We start from the raw sequence: 19290 nt of genomic DNA, 5'->3' as shown, positions 1-19290 counted from the left end.
CCTCCCATCTAAGATGATATGGTAGAATAGATAAGGAAAAAAACATGAATTGAAGCAAGAGATTCCCTCAAAGTGGGATTTTCTTTTGACTTAAGAAGAACTGATGACTCATCAAGGGTAAAAAGTGATGTCCTTGTAAGAGATTGTTATGTTTTGAAAGGAAGTAGAACGTATGATAGATAGAAGAGAAGATAATCGGTTTAAGCTGGTCTCTAAGTATCAACCGTCTGGAGACCAGCCGCAGGCCATTGAGCAATTGGTGGATAACATCGAAGGAGGCGAAAAATCTCAGATTCTCCTTGGGGCAACAGGGACTGGTAAAACCTTTACCATGAGTCAAGTGATCAGCAAGGTCAATAAGCCGACCTTGGTCATCGCCCACAATAAGACCTTGGCGGGACAGCTCTACGGAGAGTTCAAGGAGTTCTTCCCTGACAATGCTGTTGAGTACTTTGTGTCTTACTATGATTATTATCAGCCAGAAGCCTACGTACCCTCATCAGATACCTATATCGAAAAAGATAGTTCGGTCAATGATGAGATCGACAAGCTTCGCCATTCGGCAACGTCTGCTCTCTTGGAGCGCAATGACGTTATCGTCGTGGCATCGGTCTCTTGTATCTATGGTTTGGGTTCGCCTAAAGAATACGCAGACTCAGCTGTTAGCCTGCGTCCTGGCCAGGAGATTTCTCGTGATAAACTCTTGAATGACTTGGTGGATATTCAGTTTGAGCGAAATGACATTGATTTTCAGCGTGGTCGCTTTCGTGTGCGTGGTGATGTGGTGGAAATTTTCCCTGCCTCACGTGACGAACATGCCTTTCGTATCGAGTTTTTTGGAGATGAGATTGATCGTATCCGTGAAATTGAAAGCCTGACGGGTAAAAGTTTGGGAGAGGTTGACCACTTGGTGCTTTTCCCTGCCACCCACTTTGTGACCAACGACGAACATATGGAGCAGTCTATTGCCAATATCCAAGCGGAGCTGGCTGACCAACTCCAGCTCTTTGAGTCAGAAGGGAAGTTATTAGAAGCCCAGCGATTGAAACAAAGAACAGAATATGACATTGAAATGTTGCGTGAGATGGGATACACCAACGGCGTTGAGAACTACTCACGTCACATGGACGGGCGTTCTGAAGGTGAGCCACCTTATACGCTTTTGGACTTCTTCCCAGAGGATTTCCTCATCATGATTGACGAGAGCCACATGACCATGGGGCAGATTAAAGGGATGTACAATGGCGACCGCTCTCGCAAGCAGATGTTGGTGGATTATGGTTTCCGTTTGCCGTCAGCCTTGGACAACAGACCGCTGCGCCGAGAAGAATTTGAAAGTCACGTCCACCAGATAGTCTATGTGTCAGCGACACCTGGTGATTACGAAATGGAGCAGACAGATACAGTTATCGAGCAGATTATCCGTCCGACAGGTCTGCTGGATCCAGAAGTCGAAGTTCGTCCAAGCATGGGGCAGATGGATGACTTACTTGGCGAAATTACCCAACGTGTTGAAAGAGGCGAGCGTACCTTTATCACAACCCTTACTAAGAAGATGGCAGAGGATTTGACCGACTACCTCAAGGAAATGGGCGTCAAGGTCAAGTACATGCACTCGGATATTAAGACCTTGGAGCGTACAGAGATTATCCGTGATTTGCGTTTAGGTGTCTTTGATGTGCTTATCGGAATTAACTTGCTCCGTGAGGGGATTGATGTGCCTGAGGTCAGTCTGGTAGCGATCCTTGACGCGGATAAGGAAGGATTCCTCCGCAATGAGCGTGGACTCATCCAGACTATTGGGCGTGCCGCTCGTAACGTTGACGGTCATGTCATCATGTATGCCGATAAGATTACCGAGTCGATGCAGCGTGCCATGGACGAGACAGCACGTCGTCGTCAGATTCAGATGGCTTATAATGAAGAGCATGGCATTGTCCCACAGACGATTAAGAAAGAGATTCGCGACCTTATTGCTATTTCTAAAGCAAATGATACAGAAGTGGCAGAAGAAACCGTGGATTACTCAGCCATGAACAAGTCAGAGAGACAAGAAGCCATCAAAAAACTGCAAAAACAAATGCAAGAAGCCGCAGAGTTGCTTGACTTTGAATTGGCAGCTCAGATTCGTGACATGGTCTTGGAATTAAAGAGCATGGACTAAAAAAGATTTCAGACTGATAGCCACATTAGGCTGCCTTTCTGAAATCTTTTTACTATTAACGTGATGTGAATTTTGATGCTAGTCCAGATAAATCAAGCGTCTCCTCTGGCTTAGGAGCATCGTAGTATGGTTTAAAGTCTTGGGCCTGCTCTTCAAAAGGAATGGCATCATCAGGAACTTCTTTTAACCAGGTAAAGCCATAGAAGGAGTCGTAGTCTTCGTAGAAGGTTTCCTCCTCTTCATCCCACTTGCGGCCATTGTAGCGTTCAACAGTTTCAAATTGCAGAGCGATCTGAGTGAGAGCTGGCGTAACCGTACCAAGTCGTTTTGCCATGTAATGGTAATGTTCGATAGTATAAACCACGGTAGAGACCATGCTGTCTGATGTTGCAGCTTCACCGTTCAACCATTTGACCTCATGGTCTCTTAGAAAACATAGTAGTGACCAGAGGTTTTTCTGAAACTGGAGTGGGAATGTATCGATATTGTCAAAGGAGACAACGCATCTTGTCGATGTCTCTAGTAGTTGTTTGAGATTCTTAGTCATGTCATACCTTTCCTCTTAGGATAATGTTAATACAACGAATGAGGGTTAGTCATAGCCTTATCATTTTATCATAGTCTTGCCGTTTTTGGCAGTAGGAGTAGCTTGATTTACATGATTAAGAGATAATTTTTGTTGTTAAAGTTGTTGGATAAAATGTTATAATTGTCAGAAAAAACAACACTCTCCTTAATATTATGGTAAAATAGAAGTACTGTAAAGGGAGGTTCTTATGAAAATTGACAATCGACAGGTTCGCTTAGGTGATGAGTTGAAAAAAGAATTAACTTTAGGAAGTCGTGTCAAAATCGCAGCAGCTACTTTTTCCATGTTTGCTTATCAAGAACTAAAGGATGAGTTGGAAAACATTGATAGCTTACAATTTATTTTCACCAATCCTACTTTTTTAACGAAAGACTTGACTAAGGAATTTCGGGAATATGCCATCCCAAAGTGTAAGCGAGAGCAGTCTCTTTTTGGAGCAAGTTTTGAAATTAAGTTGATGAACGATCTGAGTCAAAAGGCTATCGCTAGAGAGTGTGCTGAGTGGATTAGACAAAAAGTACGTTTTAAATCGATTACAGAAGATGTCGGAATATCGGATGGCATTCGTATCGAACAATCTGAAGATACGATAACTGTTGACAAGTTAAAAGAATTTGACCGAAAAGAACTTGGGTACGAACCTCATCCACTTCCAACGGTTCGTCACCTGAATCATGCTCCTGAGAGTTTGACTTATTTAACGGAGTTTGATGAGTATTGGCAAAACGATGAGTATTTTAGAGATGTCACTGAGAAGGTCTTAGAAAGTTTAAGCACGGCTTATCAGGAGCATTCCCCAGAATTTATTTATTATGTCATGCTTTATAATATTTTCAAAGATTTCTTGCTAGACATCAATGAAGACCATCAGCCAAATGAACATGTGAAGTATAAGGAAACGAAACTTTGGAATACCCTCTATGATTTTCAAAAAGATGCGGTAGAATCTATCATTACTAAACTTGAGCAGTATCAAGGTTGTATCCTAGCAGACTCAGTTGGTCTAGGTAAGACCTATACCGCCTTAGCAGTGATGACCTACTATGCTTATCGGGGGAAACGCATCTTAGTTTTATGTCCAAAAAAACTGGAAAACAACTGGAACATGTACCGTCATAATTATAAGAATAATCCTATCTATGACCGCCAGTTGCAATATGATGTTCTTTACCATACTGATTTGAGTAGGACTAGGGGAATGTCAAATGGTATCGACCTTGCTTTGAATAACTGGGATACCTATGATCTAGTTGTTATCGATGAATCTCATAACTTCAGAAATGGCGGTGGCAAGTCTGAAGAAACGGGTAAAGAAAACCGATATAGTCGCTTGATGAATCGTGTGATTAAAGAGGGCGTTCCGACAAAAGTCCTCATGTTGTCCGCAACACCTGTTAATAATCGCTTTAATGATTTGAAAAATCAGTTGGCACTAGCCTATGAAGGAAATCCAGATAATATCAATCATAAGCTAGATACCAAATCATCTATTGATGATATTTTCCGCATGGCACAATCAGCCTATAACAAGTGGGCAGATTTTTCAGTTGAGAATAGGACGACTGAGCGTCTGTTGGAAATGCTTGATTTTGATTTCTTCAAGGTTTTAGATAGTGTCACTATTGCAAGAAGTCGCAAGCATATCCGAGATTTTTATGATCGCGAGGCAATCGGTGATTTTCCTCAACGTCTGAAACCGAAAAATTATTATCCTGAATTGACGGTTAGTCTATCTCATATCACTTATAAGCGTATTTACCAGCTTTTAGATCGCTTAAATTTGATGATTTATCAACCAAGTCAGTATATTTACCCTTCAAAACGTTTTAAATATGAAAAGAAAGATGGTAAAGGTTTAAATCTTTCTCAATCAGGGCGTGAAGCGGGTATTAAGAAACTGATGATGATTAATCTCCTTAAACGACTAGAAAGCTCTGTCCAAGCCTTTCGCTATACCCTTGAAGAGGTGGTGTTGGCTTATATCAAAACCACCTTATCGACGATTGAATCCTATGAACTCAACGGACAAGCTGTATCGCTAAAAGCGACAACTTTTGATGACAATGACTTTGATATTGAAGATAGTAATGCTGAAAGTTTAGTTGGTAAGAAAGTTACCATAGAGTTACAGGATATAGACTATCAATCTTGGAAACGTGATTTAGAAGATGATGACAAGATTTTGTCTGAAATATCAGATTTAATCGCTCAGATAGATCCGAGTCAAGATCAGAAATTGCAGTCCCTTCGTCAGTTGATAGATGACAAATTAGCTAATCCTATCAATAAAGGCAATAAAAAGATAATTATCTTCTCAGCCTTTGCCACAACGACTGACTATCTTTATCGAGAAATCAGTAGCTATGTTTTGAAAAAGTATGGCCTTCATACGGCTCAAGTCTCTGGTGGGCAAACAAGCTTTAAAACTACTTTAGATACTGAGCATAAGGATTTAAACTCACTACTAACTTATTTTTCACCGAAATCCAAGTCTCGTCATGTGGTCTTTCCAGATGATGAGCGTGAGATTGATATTTTAATTGCGACAGATGTTATTTCGGAAGGGCAAAACTTACAGGATGCTGATATGATGGTCAATTACGATATTCATTGGAATCCTGTTCGTATCATTCAACGATTTGGGCGTGTTGACCGTATCGGTAGTCAAAATAAGGTTATCCAACTGGTGAACTTTTGGCCAAATATCGACCTAGATGAGTATATCGACTTAAAATCTCGTGTTGAATCTCGGATGAAAATCTCAGTCTTGACCTCAACAGCAGATGATAATGTCCTTTCTGATGAGGAAATCGAAGATAATAACTATCGTAAAAAACAGTTGGAGCGTCTTCGTAATGAAGTGGTTGACTTAGAAGAAATGTCGGATGGTATCTCCATTATGGACTTGGGATTGGAAGATTATCGTACAGATCTTAATCGTTACCTTAAAGGTCATCCTGAGTTGGAGAAAATGCCACTGGGGCTGCAAACAGTTGTTCCAGCAAGTTCTTCCTTACCAGAAGGAGCTATCTTTGTTCTCAAGAATGTGAAAAATCAGAAGGAAGATAGGCAAAATCGTCTCTACCCTTACTATCTGGTCTATGTCAATAGTCAAGGGCATAGTCTCTACACTGTGACAGAGACTAAAAAACTCTTAGAAGTTATCAGAAGCTTGGTTAAAGGTAAGGATAAGCCACTAGAAGACTTGGTTGAACGCTACAAGGCTAAAACCAAGGACGGTGTTGAAATGTCTTATTACTCGAAGCGTCTGCAAGATGCAGTTAATTCCTTGGTTGAGCAAGAGGAGATTTCTTTTGTGGATAGCCTTTTCAGTGCCGAGGAATTAGATTTAATGACGGAATCCAGCCAAGGCAAGGATGACTTTGAATTGATTTGTTTCTTTGCGGTCATGGAGGAAGGTCATGATTAAGCTACCAGAGACCTGTCGACTCCCTCAAGAGCGTATCCTTTATCAACCTTATCAGCGTGGCAATAGCAATCTTTTTGAACAACTCCACTTTTCTAAGGAAGAACAAAAGGAGATGCGAGAATCCTTTGCCAAGCTAGCCATTACCCACAGTATCCAAACGTCAACAGTCAACATTTTGGAAGGTCAGTTGATTAAGCAGATTCCTGTGATTACCATTGAGCTCAATCAAGATGATGTCAATATCAAGTTGATAGAATCCTTGGACAAGCGTCTGGCAGTTTACCCTATCTATATCTTGGTCAAACCAGATGCCAGTCAAGGGTTGTTGGTTCATTATAAGGAGAAACTTAGTCACATCAAGGAGGGACAACGCTTTAAACTCCTTCGTCGTTTTGAGACTTGGGAGGATATAGAGCTAGGTTTTGACGGTGATACCTTAGACCAAGTCTATGACCGTCTGGTGAAGACGGTTGCCAAAGACGACCTAGTTGATAATGGCAGAGCGACTCTCAAGGAAACTGTCCAAGAGACGCAGTTGCTGGCAAAACTGGAAAAAGAAGCGGCTCAACTCAAGAAGAAAATGTATGCGGCTAAGTCTATGCGAGACCAGATGACCTACAAAAAAGCCTACAAGGCAAAACAAAAAGAAATTGAGGGATTAATTACATAAGCGTGGATACGCCATATCATTCAGCGACCAAAGGTCGCTAAAAATCATGAGCCAGAGCTCAAAAAAATCATAAAAATTATTGTCAAAATAGAAAGATTGATTTACCATGAGAACAGAACAGAACAGAACAGAACAGAACAGAACAGAACAGAACAGAACAGAACAAACAGGGAGACTACACTCAACTAGAGAAAGTCTCTGCACAATCTAAAAACCTACACCAATCAAACCTTGAAGCCATCAAGCAGCTTTTCCCACAAGTCTTAACAGAGACACGTGACGCAGATGGGAACTTACGCCAAGCTATCGACTTTGACAAGCTCAAAGACCTCCTGTCAGATGAGGTTGCGGAAGGGCGTGAGACCTATGAATTTACATGGGTTGGTAAGCGTGAGGCCATGGCAGAAGCAGGACGTCCGACAAGTAAGACGCTCCGCCCAGACTTGGAAGAGTCTGTCAACTTTGATGAGACAGGTAATGTCTTTATCTCAGGAGACAACCTTGAAGTCTTGAAAATTCTGCAAGAATCATATCTCAATAAGATTGATATGATTTACATTGACCCACCTTACAATACTGGCAAGGACTTTGTCTATGCGGATAACTTCGCCATGACACAAGACGAGCTAGACCAAGCGATGGAGAGCAAGGATGAAACAGGACAACGCCTTTTCAAAAATGAAAAGAGCAATGCCCGTTATCACTCAGATTGGCTCAATATGATGTATCCACGCCTTGTCCTAGCAAGAAACTTGCTCAAAGAGACAGGCGTTATTTTTATCTCCATTGATGACAACGAACAAGCCAACCTCAAAGCACTTTGTGATGAAGTTTTTGGGGAGGAGAATTTGGTTCAGATTATCTCATGGAGAAGAACAGATAATCAACCAAATATCGGTACTAGTGCTCGAGTTAAAGAGTACATATATGTCTATGCTAAAAGATACTCCAATGTCATTTATGGACGATTACCGTTATCAGAAAGTGCATTAAAAGAGTATAGGTACGAGGATTCTTATGCCGGAAAATTCCGAAGAGGGATTTTACTGGATAAGACTCGCGGTCGCCACTCTTATCCAGTGGTAACTAAATCAGGAAATATTTTAAATGGTCCTTGGATGGTGACAAAACAGCAATTAGAAGAACTTGATAATAGCAATCAAGTATATTGGACAACAGGTGGGGATGAGCAACCCTATAAAAAAATATATTTAAAGGATAGTAAAGGAGCGATACCTAATGATTTTTGGGGTATCGAATTTGGTACTAATCAAAGAGCTAGCTTAGAGGTTGAATCACTCTTAAATAAACGATTATTTGATTTTCCCAAGCCTACGTCTTTGTTAAAAAATTTAGTGAACCTTGGTGCATCTATAGAACATGCTACTATCCTCGACTTCTTTGCTGGTTCAGCAACCACAGCGGATGCGGTCATGCAGTTAAATGCTGAAGATGGTGGTAATCGTAAGTATATCCTTTGTACCTTGGACGAGGAGGTTAATGCTAAGTCTGCGGCTAAAGAAGCTGGCTATGAGACTATTGACCAAATCTCCCGTGAGCGTATCCGTCTTGCTGCAGCTAAGATTAAGGATGAACACCCTGATAAAGCAGATAGTCTTGACCTTGGTTTCAGAGCTTATCGTTTGGACTCGTCCAACTACAAGGATGTTTATCTGACACCTGATGCGACGTCGCAAGACCTCTTTGACAGTGTGTCAAACATCAAGGAAGACCGTACGGGTCTTGACCTCCTTCATCAGGTCATGCTGACATGGGGGATGGGGCTTGATGTGTCTATTGAGATAGAAACCATTGAGACAGAAACCATTGGACAAGCGACTGTTTATAATGTTGATGAGGAGAGTTTGATTGCCTGTTTTGACCAAGTAGATGAAGCTATCGTCCGTCAGATTGCTGAAAAAGAACCGCTCAGAGCAGTCTTTCTTGATGAATCCTTTGCCAACTCAGCAGACAAAATCAATGTCTCAGAAATCTTCAAAGAACTCTCCCCAGAAACAAAAGTGAAAGTGGTGTAAAAATGAGCAAAGAACAAGAAAGTACAATTGACTTTAAGCTTGCAGATAGTATTAGAAGATTAAAGATAGTTAGAAAATCTAGAATTAATACTAGTGAGCGACTTGGAAATTATTCTAGTAAATGGGAAATGTATTTGCTAGTTTTTAGTATACTTTCAACCATTTTACTGGTAATATCAATTGGTTTAAAGGATGAAACTACTTCACGTAAGATTATTTCTGGTTGCTTTTCTATGTACACTATTATTTTGCAGTATTTTGTATCTACCTTAAATTATAGAGAAAGAGCCTTAAAGTTTGATTATCATCAACTTGAGATAGAGAATCTTATTCAGGATTTCCAAAACATAGAATGTGAGGATGAAGAAATCAAGAAAAATAAATACCCGATCATTATGGAAAAATATCAAATTCTTTTACAAGGTCAAGAGAATCATTCTGATTTAGATTATAGGAAAGCTAACAAAGAAGATAGCAAGTATACTAGAGATTTTAGTTTGGACAATATCTTTGTAAATTTACAACCCATTATTGGTATTGTTTTTGTACTATTCTATATTTACTGGAATGGGGGACAATAAGTGAAACTCCAATTTAAACACCAACAGTTCCAGCTTGATGCTGTTGAGGCGATTGCTGGGATTTTCCAAGGACAGCCTAAGCATGACGGCGTTCACTATATGGCTGACCCAGGGCGTGATTTTGGGCGTGATAGTTTTGACGATTTGGTCTTGGATGCTTATCGTAACGCTCCGATTCGTCTCAGTCAGGAGAGTATTCGTCAGGCTATCCGTCAGACGCAGATGCGATATGGTCTCAAGCCTTCGGATAGCTTATCACTCGATACCTTTGGTAATCGTCCTGCCTATAATCTAACCATTGAGATGGAAACAGGGACTGGTAAGACCTACACCTATATCCGTACCATCATGGAACTGCACAAGCGTTATGGCTGGCTCAAATTTATCATCGTGGTGCCAAGTATTGCCATTCGTGAGGGAGTGCTCAAGTCTTTTGAAGTCATGGCAGACCATTTTCAGTCAGAGTATGGCACAAAGCCACGCTACTTTGTTTACAATTCTAGTCGTCTCAGTGATTTAGACCTTTTTGCCAACTCTTCTGACCTTCGTGTCATGATTATCAATGCCCAAGCCTTTAATGCTAAGGGTAAGGATGCTAGACGTATTCACATGGAGCTGGAGAATTTCCGTTACCGTAAGCCTATTGATGTTCTAGCTGCGACTAATCCTATCATGATTATTGATGAACCCCAGTCAGTGGAAGGAAAGGCAACCAAAGAGCGTTTGGCAGACTTTAAACCGCTGATGACGCTCCGCTATTCGGCGACGCATAAGGAAAATTATGACATGCTTTACCGTCTGGATGCCTTGGATGCCTACAATCAAAAGTTGGTCAAGAAGATTGCGGTGAAAGCCATTGAGCAGTCGGGATCGACAGGGACAACAGGTTATCTTCGTCTTTTAGATCTGTTACCACAAAAGTCAGGAAGTCCTAAGGCACGTATTGAGTTTGAAATATTGACCAAGGCAGGTAAGATTAAGCGTCAGACGAGGATCGTGACCGAGCCTTTCGACCTCTATGCAGAGTCTAACCAGATGGAGGCTTATCGAGATGGTTTTACACTCAGTCATTTTGATGCCAGAGAAGATGAGCAATCTATCCAAGTCGGTGCCAATCAAAAACTCTATGTCGGTCAAGTCATGGGCTTGATGGATGAAAATCATCTCCGTCGCTTGCAGATTTCAGAGACCATCAAGACCCACTTAGAAAAGGAAGAAATACTCTATAAACACGGTATCAAAGTCTTATCCCTATTCTTTATTGATGAAGTGGCTAAGTATAAGGCTTATGATGAGGACAATAATCCCTTGAATGGTGACTATGCTCAGTTTTTCGAGGAAGAATACCAGCGTCAGGTCAGAGATTATATAGCCAGTCACGAGGCGTCATCCTATCGTACCTACTTGGAAGGTCAGCAAGAAGCCAGTCAGGCTCATGCAGGCTATTTTTCGATTGATAAGGTCAAGAAGTCAGACAAAACGGTCTTTGTGGACTATAAGTCAGCAACGGAACGCAAGAAGGCTCAGTCAAATGACCAAGATGCCTATGACTTGATCATGAAAGACAAGGAGCGTCTGCTTTCTTTTGACGAACCTGTTCGCTTTATCTTCTCGCACTCAGCCCTCAAAGAAGGTTGGGATAATCCCAATGTCTTTCAGATTTGTACGCTGAAAGATAGCAGTGCAGAGACCAGAAAGCGTCAAGAAATTGGACGTGGGATGCGTCTGTCTGTTGACCAAAAAGGTGTCCGTCAGGATTACGCTCTTCTTGGAGAGGCTGTGCATGAGATTAACAAACTGACAGTCATCGCTAATGAATCTTATGATAGCTTTACCCGTTCGCTACAAACAGAGATGCTGGAAGAACTCAAGGACAGACCGAAGAAGGTTACCGTAGAGCTTTTTGTCGATAAGATTTTGACCAATTCTGACGGAGACAAGTTGACGGTCACTAAAGAGGTGGCTGACAAAGTTCATTTTGAGTTGATTAAGCAAGGCTATATTGATAGTGATTATCAGTTGACCGATACGTTTCATAAGGCGAAAGAAAAGAATCAACTGGTCTTTTCAGAAACAGTTACTGGATTTGAAGGTGAGTTATTGAACTTGCTCGATACGGTTTATACTGGGGAAGGTTATGTTATCGAAAATGCTAATAAAGCTAGCATTCGTTTCGCTGATGAAGTCAATCAGGAAAATCTGTCCAAGGCAGAATTTCAAAAGCTCTGGGAGACTATCAATCGCAAGTCAAGCTATCGTGTGACTTTTGACGATGCGGAATTGATCAGTAAGGCTACAGAAGCTATCACAAATCACTTGGTGGTCAGTCAGCCGTCTTATCAGATTGTTGAGGCAGCGGCAGACAAGATGACTGAGCAGGGCTTGGGGTTTGCTGTGTCTGAACAATCAACTGCGGATACTGATCAAGTGAAGCCTAAGATACAGGTGCGTTACGACCTTTTAGGTGAGTTGTCTGATGTGACAGGTTTGACCAGACGGACAGTGGCCGAGATATTGTCGAAAATAGCTCCTTATCAATTTGATAAATTCAAGGTCAATCCAGAAGAATTTATTATCAAAGTTGGTCGTTTGATCAATGAGCAAAAAGCGAGACAAATTATTCAACATATCGAGTATCATATTTTAGAGGAAAGCTTTGATACAAGTATCTTTACCGATAATGAAGAGACGGCTCAACTAGCTGATAAACATCTCTTAGAATCTGAAAAAGGCATCTATAATTATGTTAAAGTGGATTCTGAAGTTGAGGCAACTTTCAAAGATGCTTTAGAACAGCAAGCGGACGTCAAGGTTTATGTCAAATTGCCTAGAAAATTTGTCATTCCGACCCCACTTGGTGATTACAATCCAGACTGGGCGATTGCCTTTAAAGAGGGCAGTGTCAAACATGTTTATTTTGTCGCTGAGACCAAAGGTTCTATGTCTAGCTTACAACTAAAAGCATCTGAAGAGTCTAAAATCAATTGTGCACGTGCTCACTTTAAAAAATTGAAAGAATCTGGTATGATTCAAGATAATCATATTTATGATGTTGTTGATAGCTATGAGCAGTTACTTGCGATTGTAAAGAGCTAGTCGAACGATATAAAGAGGAGTTACTATGAACTACCAAGACCGTCGTCGGATAAGAAGAGAAGTGGAGAGACAGGTCAAGCGAGCTGGATTGAGGCAGCAGCAAAAGCAGTACGACATGGCTGAGTATCAATCTGTGGTGACCCGGTTTGAAGCTGCTAAGGATCGGATGTCTCAGGCTCATCTTGCCATGCTCCAGGAGGACGATCCTGACAAAAAGCTTGCCTTTGCTCAGTTAACTGAACAGTACGCTGACGAGGCAGAGGCGATTTGGCAAGCTTGGGAAGCAAAAAAGGTCAAGGAGAGCCGAACAACAGTAAGCATTTGGTTATTTGCGGCGACAGTTGGTCTTTCTTTGATGTTTCCCTTTCTTGCCCCTGGCTTTATCCTTGCTTTTCTGATTTATTTGGGGCTGGCTTATGGTAGAAAAAGGAAGGTGGACTGATGGCAAAACGATACAATGGTCATATTAAGTCTAATGGGATGTTTTCGGTTCGAGAAGTTTCTTCCTTAAATGGTGGGCTAGCTTGTCTTATTATTTTTGTGAGTGCCTATTTAGTGCTTCAGTGGCTAGCGACTGTCCTTTTTCCATTTATTTACCAGATGGCGATAGGATTACTTAATTATTCTAGTTAATGAGTACCTGAGGTGTGAAAAAAGTAGTTCTGTCTTTCATTGTTTCTAATGACTAGGATAAGGCAGAAGCTAAAGCAGAGCGATTCGAGGTTTGCCCTTGAATCGCTTTATTGATATAATGGAAGGCAACATCATGGTTAGGTACTATCAGACTAGAGTACCAAGGAGAGTGATATACGAATGAAAAACCTAAGAGAATTGTTAAAAGAGCGTTATTTAACACCAATCAAGGAAAATCCTCATCTCTATTTGGGAGTTGAGTTGGAATTTCCTATTGTTCAAGTATTTGGTCAAGCGACAGATCCAGCAGTAGGCAAATCCTTGATTGCTCACTTAGAAGGCAAGTTTGGTTTTGAGAGTGTAAAGGTAGATAGTGAAGGTCAGGTCATTGAGTTATCTTCGCCAGATACAGAAGATGTCATTATGTTTGAATTGACTTATAATACCTTAGAATTGGCTTTTGGTAAGGCGGATAGAATTGGGCAGATTGACCAGCGTTTTCAGCTCTATCTGGCTGAGATTCAGAGTTTTTTAGGGCAATACGACCATGCTTTGGCGGGTCTAGGGATCAACCCTGCTTGGGCCATTAATGATAATCGTGCGGTTAAGGTTGATCGTTACCAGATGCTGCTTAGTTACCTGGCACTTTATAAGGGCATGCCACAAGCAGAGCGATTCCATACCTACCCAGATTATGGTAGTTTTATCTGTGGCAATCAAGTGCAGTTTGATGTTTCAAAGGCTAACTACTTACGTGTTCTCAATGCCTTTAATAAAATTGAAGCAGCTAAGGCTTACCTCTTTGCTAATTCTCCATTTGAGGGAGAAGATTGGGGAACGAGCATTTCTAGAGATCTTTTTTGGGAAAATTCGATGCACGGTCTTTTTAAGAAAAATATCGGAATCTATGAGCAGGATTTCCAGACTGAGGAAGATTTCTTGGATTACTTGGAGGAGAGTTGTCTCTTCTATGTTTATCGAAATGGAGAGATTCTCTATTTTCCACCAATTCAGCTCAAAGACTACATAGATCAAGTGGAGATTGAAGCTTTTGATTTGTCAGGTAAGACCCGTGTTATTCAACCAGAGACGAGTGATTTAGACCAACACCGTGCCTACTATTATGAGCTGTTAACGACGCGCGGAACTGTCGAATGCCGAAGTGTCTGCACGCAGGCTTTGGACAAGACCTTCACTCCTATCGCCTTTCAGTTGGGGCTTTTGGTCAAATTGGATGCTCTGGAACGTTTATTAGCCTCGTCAGATTTCTTTGAGCTTTGGGGGCGTGATTATGCCAAGCTCCGCCGACAATTTGCTTCTAATCATCTCAGTAAGAAGGAGTTGGAAAGCATTCGAGACTTCAGTCAAGAGCTTTGCCATTTAGCCAAAGAAGGCTTACAAGAAAGAGGGTTTGGCGAGGAAGTTTATTTGGAGAATTTAGTATAGCCGATATGATTTTGTTTTTGTATTAAGAAGGAGTTATGATGTCACGCGCACAAGCAACTATTTTAACGAACATGTGTCTGCTTAAGGACTCAGAAGGACGCTATTTGATGCAAATCAGAGACCCGAAGCGTTATTCCTGGTCAGGTGCTGCTTTACCAGGTGGTCATATCGAACCACATGAGGGATTAGTAGAGTCCGTCATTCGTGAGGTAAAGGAAGAGACAGGGCTCTTAATTCGAAATCCTAAGTTAGTAGGCATGAAGCATTGGTACACCAAAGATAATGAACGCTATTTAGTATTTTTATACACGGCGACGGAATATAGTGGGAGTTTAGTCTCTTCAGACGAAGGTGAGGTTCTTTGGGTCCATCCAGATAACTTTAACAAGATGACTTTAGCCTATGATTTACTTAACCTTCTTCGCGTTTTTGAGGAAAATGAGCTGAATGAACTCTTTTATCGCGAAAGACTTGAGAATGATTTTATTCGAGAGTTTTGGTGAAATTCTCTTAAAAATATAGTTTTATAACATAAAAAAGGGCTTGTTTTATCAAAAAAACAAGTCTTTTTGTATTTTATTTCAAAAACGGCTTGACTTATGAATAAAAATTCTATAAAATGGATGTATAAGTTATAAAAATTAGTTTTTAGGAAAGAAAAGGGTATGATTATGTCATTCAAAAAAATAACGTTTGGTATGTTAGCGGTAGCATCTGTCTTTGCTTTGACAGCGTGTGGATCTAGTCAGAGCAAGGATAGTTTGGAAAAGATAAAGGATAAGGGGACCTTGACGGTTGCTATGAATCCAGAGTTCGCACCATTTGAATTTAAAACCTTGGTAAATGGCAAGGATACGGTGGTCGGTGCTGACGTTGAGATTGCTAAGGCTATCGGAGAGGAACTTGGGGTTAAGGTAAAATTCTCAACCATGTCTTTCAATAATGTTCTGGCATCAGTCAAATCAGGCAAGGCAGATATTGCCATTTCAGGGATTTCTGCGACGGAAGAGCGTCAAAAAGTTTATGATTTTTCAGAGACTTACTACGAATCTAAGTCGGTTCTTATCGTTCAAAAATCGCAGTTAGCCTCAGCGACAAGTACCGATAGTTTTGCGGATAAATCCATCGCTACTCAGAAAGGCTCCATCCAAGAGACTATTGCAAAAGCAAACTTTAGCTCTGCTCACATGGTTTCTCTAACACAACCAGGCGAAGCTATCAATGAGCTCAAATCTGGTCAAGTTCAAGGGGTTGTGCTTGAAGAAGCTATTGCCAAAGGCTATGTTGCTAAAAATGATGATTTAGCCATAGCTGACCTTACTCTCAAATCAGAATCAACAGATGCCTATGCTGTTGCCATTCCAAAAGGAAGCGATAAATTAAAAGCAACTGTTGATAAAGTGATTACACAATTGAAAAAAGAAGGTAAGATTGATAACTTTGTACAAACAGCTTACGAGCAATCTTTAGATAGCGATAAAGACTAGGAGATATGATTGATATGAAGAAAGTAGTATATCTAGGAATGGTAGCCTTATCCTTATTGGCTCTAGGCGCGTGTTCTTCTAATAAGGGATTGACTGAGAAAAGTTTGTCCAGCAAGGGTAAGCTTGTCGTCGCTACAGAGTCGGAATTTGCACCTTTTGAATTTAAAACTCTTAAAAATGGGAAAGATACCCTTGTAGGAGCGGATATTGAACTCGGAAAAGCAATCGCTAAAAAGCTAGGTGTTAAGGTAGATTATTCTGTCATGTCATTTAACAATGTCCTAGCTACCCTTCAATCAGGTAAGTCTGATATGGCTATTGCAGGTATTTCAGTCACCAAGGAGCGTCAGAAAGCCTATGATTTTTCGGATCCTTATTACACATCAGAAAATGTTGTCATTGTAAAAAAGGCTGATTTAACGGCCTACACGACAGCTGATAGTCTTAATAAAAAATCAGTTGGAACTCAGAAAGGGTCTGTTCAAGAAAATGTTGCTAAAGAGCAGTTGCCAACAGCAAGTATCGTGTCTCTAACCTCAAATGGTGAAATGATTTCAGAGCTTAAATCAGGTCAATTGCAGGCTGTGGTTTTGGAAAAAGCTATTGCAGAAGGTTATGTTGCACAAAATGATGACTTGATCATATCGGATCAGCTGACCTTGACATCAACTGAGTCAGATACCTATGCAGTGGCTCTGCCGAAAGGAACAGATAAAGCGGTCATCTCAAAAGTCAATCAGGCGATCAAAGAAGTCAAAGAATCAGGTCAATTTGACACTTGGTTACAAGAAGCTGCAAGTTACCAACAAAGCAGCTCTAATTAAGATTAGTAAGGTTCGTTTTTCTTGTTGATGTCATACTTGATGGTGTTATTGGAGAACTTTTCACCATTTCAAGAGGACATGATTAGAAAAACGAGCTTTTTGGTGTTTTATTTCGCCCTTCGTTTACTGGAAAAATTGACATTTCTCAAGTGATTAAGTAAGCTTATAGAAAGGAGACGATAAACTTATGAAATTACCACGTTTTGGTGTCGAAGAATGGTTGAATACCTATGAAAAAGAGGCAAGTCATGACATTGCAGGGGTCAGCATCTCTGCTCTGACTCTAGATGATTTATTTGCATTAACAGGAGAGGACCAGCAAGCCTTTTTTAGAGCCTTAGGGCAGAAAAAAATGGATTACGGTTGGATAGAAGGGTCTCCTGAATTTAAGGCAGAGGTTGCAAAAGGTTATCACCACACATGTAGTGATCAGATTCTACAAACCAATGGAGCAACAGGAGCAAACTTATTGGCTATCTATGCGCTGATAGAGCCTGGGGATCATGTCATTTCGTTGTATCCGACCTATCAACAACTTTACGATATTCCAAAATCCTTAGGGGCTGATGTGAGTTATTGGGAGGTAAAAGAGGAGTTGAACTGGCTTCCTGATTTGGATGACTTAAGGCAGCTTGTCCGCCCCGAGACCAAGATGATTTGTATCAATAATGCTAACAATCCTTTTGGTTCTCTGATGGATGGTGCTTTCTTGGAGGAGTTGGTTTCAATTGCAAGAGAGGTAGGGGCGTACATCTTATCAGACGAAGTCTACCCTTCTTTTGATCCAGATATGACAGTTCCTGCTATCGTTGATTTGTACGAGAAGGGGATTTCAGTGAATAGTTTGTCAAAATCCTTGTCTCTTCCAGGGATTCGGGTGGGTTGGATTGCCTCTAATTTAGAGGTGACGGCTATCTTACGAGATTATCGAGACTACACCTTGATCTGTGCAGGGGTGTTTGATGACTTTTTAGCAAGCTATGCGCTTCAACATAAGGAAGCTATTTTAAAACGTAATCAAAAAATCCTCTCTGATAATCTAGCGGTATTGGAAAACTGGTTGTTTAAGGAGGAAAAAGCCAGTGCCATCTTACCAAAGAAGGTCTCGACTAGTTTTGTAAAATTAGCGGTTGATGAACCGATTGAATCTTTTTGCATTCGACTACTGAAGGAAGAAGGGGTTTTACTTGTTCCAGGCAGTCGCTTTGGCATTGAAGGTCATGTCCGATTGGGTTATTGTGGCGATAAGCAGATTCTAGAAGAAGCGCTTGAGAAAGTATCAAAAGTTTTAAATAGATTATAGTCTGTATTTTTATACCAAAAACATTGACTGTTATGGGAGTATTCTGTATAATAGACTAGAAGTTATAAGAATTTATTAAGGAGATACCCTATGAAATTGAAAAAAATGTTTTTGGGAGCTCTTGTTGCTCTCTCTGTTGTGACGCTTGCGGCTTGTTCGTCATCGTCATCATCAAAAAATGAATTAGATTCGATTAAAAAATCAGGTAAATTGGTTGTTGCTGTTAGTCCTGACTATGCCCCATTCGAATTTAAGGCTTTGGTTGATGGTAAGGATAAGGTTGTCGGAGCGGATATTCAGTTGGCACAAGCTATTGCTGATAAAATTGGTGTTAAACTTGAAGTGTCAACCATGAGTTTTGACAACGTGCTTTCAAGTTTGAAATCAGGTAAGGCTGATATGGCAATCTCAGGTCTCTCTGTAACAGCTGAGCGTAAAAAAGCCTTTACCTTCTCTGACTCTTACTACGAGACTGAAAATGCGATCTTGGTTCGTGCGGATCAAGCAGCGACTTACAAGTCACTTGATGCTTTGAATGGTAAAAAAGTAGCTGTTCAAAAAGGAACAATTGAAGAAGGTTTAGCTAAGGCTCAATTGACAAAATCTAATATTGTATCATTGACTGCCATGGGTGAAGCTATTAACGAATTGAAATCAGGTGTCGTTGATGCAGTGGATCTTGAAAAACCAGTAGCAGAAGGTTACCTTTCTCAAAATTCAGATTTAGCTTTGGCTTCAGTTGCTCTTAAAGTGAGCGAGGGGGATGCAAAAGCCGTTGCTATGCCAAAAGAAGGTAGCGATGAGCTAGCAAAAGTAGCTAATCAAGTGATTAAAGAACTTAAAGAAAAAGGAACATACAAGCAGTACATCACAGATGCAGCTGCACAAACAGGTTCACAAGTTTCTGAATAAGCTAAAAGAAGCTTTCTATCGTTTGTGAACTGCACCCCAAAAGTTAGACACAAAATCTAACGAATGGGGTGTTTTTTGATGAAATTAACGTATGAAGATAAATTAACAATATACGAGCT

At 40.7% G+C, this 19290-nt stretch carries 15 protein-coding genes; 14 read left to right on the top strand and 1 reads right to left on the bottom strand.

The annotated features are described in order from the left end of the window. The first annotated feature begins 172 nt into the window (after positions 1-172). Positions 173-2164, top strand: a complete 1992-nt coding sequence (uvrB, locus tag JOC31_RS07320; RefSeq protein ID WP_205017507.1) for an excinuclease ABC subunit UvrB — start codon at positions 173-175, stop codon at positions 2162-2164. A 55-nt stretch (positions 2165-2219) separates the two neighbouring features. On the opposite strand, the gene JOC31_RS07315 is transcribed toward uvrB, so the two are convergent. Further along, positions 2220-2711 carry a hypothetical protein gene (locus JOC31_RS07315; RefSeq protein WP_205017506.1) on the bottom strand — a complete coding sequence of 164 codons (492 nt, stop codon included), beginning with the start codon at positions 2709-2711 and terminating at the stop codon, positions 2220-2222. 229 nt (positions 2712-2940) lie between these two features. Between JOC31_RS07315 and JOC31_RS07310 the strand changes: the two genes are divergently transcribed. The 13 genes from JOC31_RS07310 to JOC31_RS07250 all read left to right on the top strand — a co-directional run bounded on the left by JOC31_RS07310 (position 2941) and on the right by JOC31_RS07250 (position 19171). After that, the gene (locus JOC31_RS07310) at positions 2941-6183 is read left to right on the top strand and encodes a helicase-related protein (protein WP_205017505.1); all 3243 of its coding nucleotides are present in this window, start codon (positions 2941-2943) and stop codon (positions 6181-6183) included. Continuing rightward, positions 6176-6853 carry a DUF4391 domain-containing protein gene (locus JOC31_RS07305; protein ID WP_205017504.1) on the top strand — a complete coding sequence of 226 codons (678 nt, stop codon included), beginning with the start codon at positions 6176-6178 and terminating at the stop codon, positions 6851-6853. Before JOC31_RS07310 ends, JOC31_RS07305 begins: the two co-directional genes overlap by 8 nt. Before the next feature lie 398 nt (positions 6854-7251). Next, on the top strand, positions 7252-8889 hold the full coding sequence (locus JOC31_RS07300) for a site-specific DNA-methyltransferase (RefSeq protein ID WP_239551707.1): 1638 nt from the start codon (positions 7252-7254) through the stop codon (positions 8887-8889). 2 nt (positions 8890-8891) lie between these two features. Beyond that, positions 8892-9470, top strand: a complete 579-nt coding sequence (locus JOC31_RS07295) for an SLATT domain-containing protein (protein ID WP_205017503.1) — start codon at positions 8892-8894, stop codon at positions 9468-9470. Continuing rightward, positions 9471-12566 (top strand): restriction endonuclease, encoded by a 3096-nt coding sequence (locus tag JOC31_RS07290; RefSeq protein ID WP_205017502.1) that lies wholly within the window; start codon positions 9471-9473, stop codon positions 12564-12566. It begins immediately after the preceding gene. Between the two features lie 25 nt (positions 12567-12591). Beyond that, positions 12592-13008, top strand: coding sequence for a hypothetical protein (locus tag JOC31_RS07285; RefSeq protein ID WP_205017501.1), 417 nt, complete (start codon positions 12592-12594; stop codon positions 13006-13008). After that, on the top strand, positions 13008-13199 hold the full coding sequence (locus JOC31_RS07280) for a hypothetical protein (RefSeq protein WP_205017500.1): 192 nt from the start codon (positions 13008-13010) through the stop codon (positions 13197-13199). The genes JOC31_RS07285 and JOC31_RS07280 overlap by 1 nt, the downstream gene beginning before the upstream one ends. A 180-nt stretch (positions 13200-13379) precedes the next feature. Then, a complete protein-coding gene (locus JOC31_RS07275) occupies positions 13380-14645 on the top strand; it encodes a glutamate-cysteine ligase family protein (protein WP_205017499.1) in 1266 nt (421 codons plus the stop codon). A 38-nt stretch (positions 14646-14683) separates the two neighbouring features. Then, a complete protein-coding gene (locus tag JOC31_RS07270) occupies positions 14684-15148 on the top strand; it encodes an 8-oxo-dGTP diphosphatase (protein ID WP_205017498.1) in 465 nt (154 codons plus the stop codon). A gap of 165 nt (positions 15149-15313) precedes the next feature. Beyond that, positions 15314-16132 (top strand): transporter substrate-binding domain-containing protein, encoded by an 819-nt coding sequence (locus JOC31_RS07265; RefSeq protein ID WP_205017519.1) that lies wholly within the window; start codon positions 15314-15316, stop codon positions 16130-16132. Between the two features lie 14 nt (positions 16133-16146). Next, positions 16147-16956 carry a transporter substrate-binding domain-containing protein gene (locus JOC31_RS07260; protein ID WP_205017497.1) on the top strand — a complete coding sequence of 270 codons (810 nt, stop codon included), beginning with the start codon at positions 16147-16149 and terminating at the stop codon, positions 16954-16956. Between the two features lie 187 nt (positions 16957-17143). Beyond that, positions 17144-18259, top strand: a complete 1116-nt coding sequence (locus JOC31_RS07255) for an aminotransferase (RefSeq protein WP_205017496.1) — start codon at positions 17144-17146, stop codon at positions 18257-18259. Positions 18260-18349: 90 nt separating this feature from the next. Next, positions 18350-19171 (top strand): transporter substrate-binding domain-containing protein, encoded by an 822-nt coding sequence (locus JOC31_RS07250; RefSeq protein WP_205017495.1) that lies wholly within the window; start codon positions 18350-18352, stop codon positions 19169-19171. Positions 19172-19290: the final 119 nt, after the last annotated feature.

Origin of the sequence: Streptococcus saliviloxodontae (assembly GCF_016908655.1) — a bacterium.
Taxonomy (GTDB): Bacteria; Bacillota; Bacilli; order Lactobacillales; family Streptococcaceae; genus Streptococcus; species Streptococcus saliviloxodontae.
This window is presented reverse-complemented; position numbering and strand designations above follow the sequence as displayed.